A 6,408-nucleotide genomic window follows, 5' to 3' on the forward strand; every position below is an offset into this window, starting at 1 on the left:
CCGCCTTTTTTCATACGAAAGCCCTGAGTGCAAACGTCGCACTCAGGGCTTGTTCGTTTTTGGGAGTTATTGAGGGTTTAAGTTTGTGAGCTGGTGAGTTTGTGAGTTAGTGAATTGGTTAAGTTAGCGATAGTATATTATTTATTGGCTAACTTTTTTAGTTGGATTGTTGTTTGTTTTGAAATTTATGTTTATTTTTGCCTTAATAAAAACAAAAGCACTTTGTTTGCGATGATAGCATACAACAAAAAAGGCGGATGCTATGAGGTTTCCCTAATAACACCCGGCTTATTTGTTTCACAACGGAATAATCCTTATTGTGATTTGCTTGAAATCGTGATGCAAATTTAATGATAATATCGCTAACTGCAAAACAAATTTCTATAAAATGAAAAATATTTTAGGTTTAGACCTCGGCACGAATAGTGTTGGCTGGGCTTTGATTTCTGTTGACGCGAATGGTAAGCTAGTGAAGAAAATCCGTTTGGGAAGTCGCATTATCCCCATGAGTCAAGACGTATTGGGTAAGTTTGATTCGGGTGTTACCGTGTCGCAGACGGCAGAACGGACCGAATATCGCAGTCACCGCCGTTTGTTAGAGCGCGCACTGTTGCGCCGTGAGCGTCTTCATCGTGTTCTTCAACTGTTGGGTTTCTTGCCAGAACACTATGCCGCGTGCATTGGATGGGATAGAAACGATAACGCCACCTATGCGAAGTTCTTGCCCGAAACAGAACCAAAGCTGGCTTGGCGAAAGGCTGATGATGGGGAACATCGTTTTATTTTCATGCAGTCGTTCGACGAAATGCTCGAAGATTTCAAGGAAAGTCAACCCTCACTTCTTGCCAACGGCAAACGCATTCCATTGGATTGGACGCTGTATTATCTTCGTACGAAGGCTTTGACAAAGCCAATTGCAAAGGAAGAGCTGGCTTGGATATTGCTCAATTTCAACCAAAAGCGTGGCTATTACCAGTTGCGCGGGGAGGAAGACGAGGAAATACCAAGCAAGCGCGTGGAGTATCATGAACTAAAAGTAGTGTAGGTGGAAGCCACCGACGAAGGTAAGGGCGGCAACATTTGGTATAACGTGCTTTTGGAGAATGGTTGGGTTTATCGCAGGCAAAGTAAGTATCCGCTAGACAAGTGGCTGGGCCTTACGCTTCCGTTTATCGTTACTACCAATTTAGAGACAGATGGCGTTACACCCAAACGCGATAAAGATGGTAACGAGAAACGTTCGATTAGCTTGCCAAAAGAAGACGATTGGACGCTGCTTAAGAAACGTACCGAAGACCATTTGGAGAAATCGGGCTTAACTGTGGGCGCATTTATTTACCAACATCTTTTGGCGAACCCATCAGATAAGGTGCGTGGCCAATTGGTGCGTACCATCGACCGCAAATACTACAAGCGCGAGTTGCAAGCGATAATTGCCAAGCAAATGGAGTTTCATCCAGAATTGCGTGATGCCGAATTGCTGAAAGCATGTGCCGAGGAACTCTATCGGAACAACGGGGAACACCGCGCACAGCTCATGGCAAAAGACTTTAAGCACTTGCTTGTAGAAGACATTCTGTTTTATCAGCGTCCACTGAAAAGCAAAAAATCGCTTATCTCCAACTGCCCATACGAAATCCGCCAATATATTAATAAGGAAACGGGAGAAATAAAGGATGTGAATGTGAAGTGCATCGCCAAGTCTAACCCTTATTTTCAAGAGTTCAGACTATGGCAGTGGATAAGCAACCTTAGGCTTTTACGCCAAATAGACGGTCAGGACGTAACCGCAGACTACATAAAGGGCAACGGCGATAAGGAGCGATTGTTCGACCTGCTCAATAACCAAGGCGAAATAAAGCAAGAACACATCTTGCGTGACTTCTTGAAGTTGAAGAAACCCAAGGGTGGCGAGTTCCCCCTACGTTGGAACTATGTAGACGACAAGGTGTACCCTGCCAACGAAACGCGCCATGCCATGAACAGAGCCATTAAGGCCATGAACGCGGAGAAAGAGGAGAAAGAGGCGATTGGCCAGCTGCTTGTTCAGCCTGCCGTGGAGTATATGCTTTGGAACTTGCTCTACTCGATAACCGACCGCAACGAACTTACTAGTGCCTTGCGCCGTTTTGCCCTTGCACATGGCATTTCTTCTGTCGATGCCTTTGTGGAAGCTTTCTTGAAGGTGAAACCCTTTAAGAAAGAATATGGCGCCTACTCGGAGAAAGCAACGAAGAAACTGTTGCAAGTGATGCGCGTGGGCAAGTATTGGTGCGGAGACGAACTAGCCGACCCTGCTAAGCGGACCAAAGGCAATAAGCAAGCTGTGTACGACGAAATGGCTAATCGGGGCATCTGCAAGCAAACGTTGCAAAACATAGACAACATTATTGAAGAGAATATAGACGAACGATTGAAAGGTGCTCTTATTAATCCCCAAAGACCCTTAACGGCTTTGTCTCATTTCCAAGGTCTATCCGTTTCGGATGCTTGTTATGTGGTGTACGGCCGACATTCGGAAGTGGCCGAGATAGTGAAGTGGAAAGATGCAGGCGAGCTAAACACCTTCATCAACAACTTTAAGCAACATTCTATGCGCAACCCCATTGTGGAGCAATGTGTGCTAGAAACTTTACGTACAGTTCGCGATGTATGGAAACAGGAAGGGCAGATAGACGAGATACACGTTGAGCTTGGGCGTAATATGAAACGAACGGCCGAACAACGGGCGCGCGACACCCAGGCCATACAGCGCAACGAAAACACCAACATGCGCATAAGCTTGTTGCTTACCGAATTGAAGAACGACCCTAGCATCAGCGATGTTCGTCCTTATTCGCCTTCACAGCGCGAATTGCTCAAAATATACGAAGAGGGCGCATTAGAAACCTTAACCGATAAAGACGAAGACATCGCTAAGATTTCTCGCTTGGCGCAACCGTCTAGTAGCGAACTGCGGCGTTATAAGTTGTGGCTCGACCAAAAGTATGTGTCGCCATATACAGGTAGGCCCATCCCTTTGGCCAAGCTGTTTACCCCTGCTTACGAGATTGAGCACATTATACCGCAGAGTCGTTATTTCGACAATTCGTTCTCTAATAAGGTTATTTGTGAGGCCGAGGTAAATACACTCAAAAGTAACAATTTGGGTATGGAGTTTATTAAGAAATTCGGTGGAAAAACAAAGGGCATTCTTGACGAGGATGCCTACAAGCTGCATGTGATGACTAACTATGCCCACAACCCTGCTAAACGTAGCAAGCTGTTGATGGAAGACTTGCCCACGGATTTTAATTCGCGACAGCTGAACGACACACGCTATATCAGTAAAACGGTGATGGCCCTGCTTTCTAATGTGGTTAGAGAAGAAGGAGAACGAGAAACGCGTTCGAAACATGTGGTGGTGTGTACGGGCGGCGTTACCGATACGCTGAAAAAAGATTGGGGCTTGCACGATGTGTGGCACAATTTGGTTTATCCACGTTTCATTAGGCTTAACAATCTTACAGGTACTCAGAACTTTGGGTATTGGAGAGCGTTGGATGAGGAGAATAAAAAGCAAGGAGAAGATAGTAAGAAGGTGTTCCAAATCACTTTACCTCCTGAATGCCAACGCGGATCTGTGAAAAAACGTATCGACCATCGTCACCATGCTATGGATGCGCTGGTTATCGCCTGCGCATCGGCCGATATTGTTAATTATCTCAATAATCAATCGGCTGCCAGTCCCAATGCTCACCAAGACCTTCGCCGCCTGCTGTGCGACGTAAAACGCAGGATAAGAAAACCTTGGCCAACCTTTACGCAGGATGCCCAAGCGGCACTTGAAGACCTTGTTGTTAGCTTTAAGAATACGGTGCGCGTGGTGAATAAGGCCTCGAACACGTATCTCCGTTATGATAAGGATGGAAAGAAGAAACGATTTAAACAAGAGGGTGAGGGGCTGAAAGCCATCAGAAAACCCATGCACAAGGAAACGTACTACGGCGAGGTGAACCTTATCAGAAAAGAAATGCTGCCTTTGAAACGTGCTTTGGAGGATGTCAACGCCATTGTAGACAAGGAATTGCGTGCAAACATAAAAGCACTTCTGCGTGATGGCTTTAACCTCCAACAGGTCTTGGCCAACTTTAAAGCTAAGGACTTTAAGTTTAATAAGCGCGATATAAAGAAGGTGGAAGTGTATGTTAGTTCGGCAAAATCTACGCCAATGGTAGCCACGCGCAAACCGTTAGATACGTCATTCAATGCCAAACGCATAGCCGACATTACCGACACGGGTATTCAAAAGATTTTGCTAAACTATTTAAAGGCAAATGGTAATTCTCCCGAACAGGCCTTTACGCCCGAAGGTATTGCCTATTTGAACGAGCATATTGCCGAGTATAACAACGGGAAACCCCATCAACCCATATTGAAGGTGCGTGTATCGGAGGTTATGGGAGCTAAGTTTGCTGTGGGGCAGACGGGTTCGAAGAAAACCAAATTTGTTGAAGCGCAGTCTGGAACCAACCTTTATTTCGCCATTTATGAGGATAAGGACGGCAAACGGAACTTTGAAACGATTGCCCTTAACGTATCGGCCGAAAGGTTGAAAACGGGGCAAACGCCTGTTCCCGAAACCAATGGAGCGGGGATACCCCTTAAATTCTACCTCTCGCCGAACGACTTGGTGTATGTTCCCACAGACGAAGACCGCGCCGCAGCGCATCCCTCAATAGACAAACGGAGGATATATAAGATGGTGAGTGCAACGGATGTGAATTGTTTCTTCTTGCCATTCGAAGTAGCATCTACTATATATAATAAGGTGGAGTTCGAATCCATGAATAAAATGGGACGCGCAATAGACATCATGGAATATTCGGACAATTATGATGTTTCCACCATTAATAAACAAATGATAAAGGACGTATGCTGGAAGTTGGAAGTAGATCGACTTGGTAATATCACAAAAATTGTGAGGTAATGATTAAGAAGACACTCTGTTTCACCAATCCCGCCTATCTAAGTCTGCACCAATGCCAGTTAGTTATTCGTCTACCTGAGGTGGTGGAGAATGAAAATCTGAGCAACGTGCTGAAAGAACAGGCCGAGCGCACCATCCCTGTGGAAGACATTGGGGTGGTGGTGCTCGACCATCGGCGCATAACCATCACTTCGGGTGCGCTCGATGCCTTGCTCGAAAACAATTGTGCCGTGATAACCTGCAATGCACAAGGCCACCCCGTGGGCCTACTTCTGCCCCTTAGTGGCAATACCTTGCAAAGCGAACGCTTTCGAGAGCAGATCGCGTCTTCGTTGCCTTTGCGCAAACAGCTTTGGCAACAAACCATCAAACAGAAGATAACCAATCAAGCTGCAATTTTACGGAGCGTTACGGGTAACGACGAAAAGTGCATGCAGGTGTGGGCAGAACAGGTGCGAAGTGGCGACCCTGATAACATCGAGGCGCGTGCCGCAGCTCATTATTGGCAGCATCTTTTTCCCGAACTGCCGCATTTTGTTAGGGCACGCGAAGGCGAACCGCCCAACAATTTGCTAAATTACGGCTATGCCATTCTACGTGCTGTGGTGGCTAGGGCATTGGTTGGTAGTGGATTGTTGCCCACTTTGGGCATTCATCATCACAATCGCTACAATGCCTATTGCTTGGCCGACGACATTATGGAACCTTATCGACCCTATGTAGACCGCCTAGTGCTTAACATCATTCGCACAAATGCGCTGGTGGGTGAACTCACTCGCGAGTTGAAGTCGCAGTTGCTTGTTATTCCCACACTAGATGTGGTTGTTAATGGTAAACGAAGTCCGCTGATGATAGCCGTGCAGCAGACCACGGCCTCGCTCTATAAATGTTTTTCGGGCGAGCTGCGCCGTGTGAGTTATCCTGAAATGTAATTTGCTTATGTCAAACCTTAGCCGTCTTAATGAGTATCGTGTTATGTGGATATTGGTGTTTTTCGATCTCCCAACAGAAACGAAGAAGGATAAGAAAGCATACGTAGACTTTCGCAACCTTTTGCAGCGAGATGGGTTCACCATGTTTCAATTCTCCATCTACCTGCGGCATTGTGCTAGCATGGAGAATGCGGAAGTGCATATCAAACGGGTGAAAAAGTCGCTCCCCAAGTATGGCAAGGTTGGTGTTTTGTGTATAACAGATAAGCAATTCGACAACATTCAGCTCTTTTATGGCACTAAACCTCATAAGCCTAACGCACCTGGGCAACAGCTGGAATTGTTCTAACATACATATATATTATTAGAAAGAAGAAATCCCACTCCATGCGAGTGGGATTTCTTTTTGCAGTCTCATTTTTTTTATTTCTTAAATCTTCGTATCTGTTTGTAGTACAAATAGATATGGTATTTAAGTTGTTGGCGATACTGCAAATGTACGAGTTT

At 45.8% G+C, this 6,408-nt stretch carries 4 protein-coding genes; all 4 read left to right on the top strand.

The window, feature by feature from the left end; all coding sequences use genetic code 11:
- Positions 1–388 precede the first annotated feature (388 nt).
- From HMPREF2955_RS17165 to cas2, 4 genes are read left to right on the top strand one after another with little or no spacing between them, the layout of a single operon-like run.
- Positions 389–1,045, top strand: coding sequence for a hypothetical protein (locus HMPREF2955_RS17165; RefSeq protein ID WP_371326387.1), 657 nt, complete (start codon positions 389–391; stop codon positions 1,043–1,045).
- Positions 1,046–4,969: a type II CRISPR RNA-guided endonuclease Cas9 gene (gene cas9, locus HMPREF2955_RS09970; RefSeq protein ID WP_371326388.1), complete on the top strand. Its 3,924-nt coding sequence runs from the start codon at positions 1,046–1,048 to the stop codon at positions 4,967–4,969. It begins immediately after the preceding gene.
- Positions 4,969–5,901, top strand: coding sequence for a type II CRISPR-associated endonuclease Cas1 (gene cas1, locus HMPREF2955_RS09975; RefSeq protein ID WP_070723156.1), 933 nt, complete (start codon positions 4,969–4,971; stop codon positions 5,899–5,901). The genes cas9 and cas1 overlap by 1 nt, the downstream gene beginning before the upstream one ends.
- A gap of 7 nt (positions 5,902–5,908) precedes the next feature.
- Entirely contained in the window at positions 5,909–6,250 is a 342-nt protein-coding gene (gene cas2, locus HMPREF2955_RS09980) for a CRISPR-associated endonuclease Cas2 (protein ID WP_070723159.1), read from the top strand.
- Positions 6,251–6,408 lie beyond the last annotated feature (158 nt).

Origin of the sequence: Prevotella sp. HMSC073D09, from assembly GCF_001814145.1 — a bacterium.
GTDB classification, from domain to species: Bacteria; Bacteroidota; Bacteroidia; order Bacteroidales; family Bacteroidaceae; genus Prevotella; species Prevotella conceptionensis.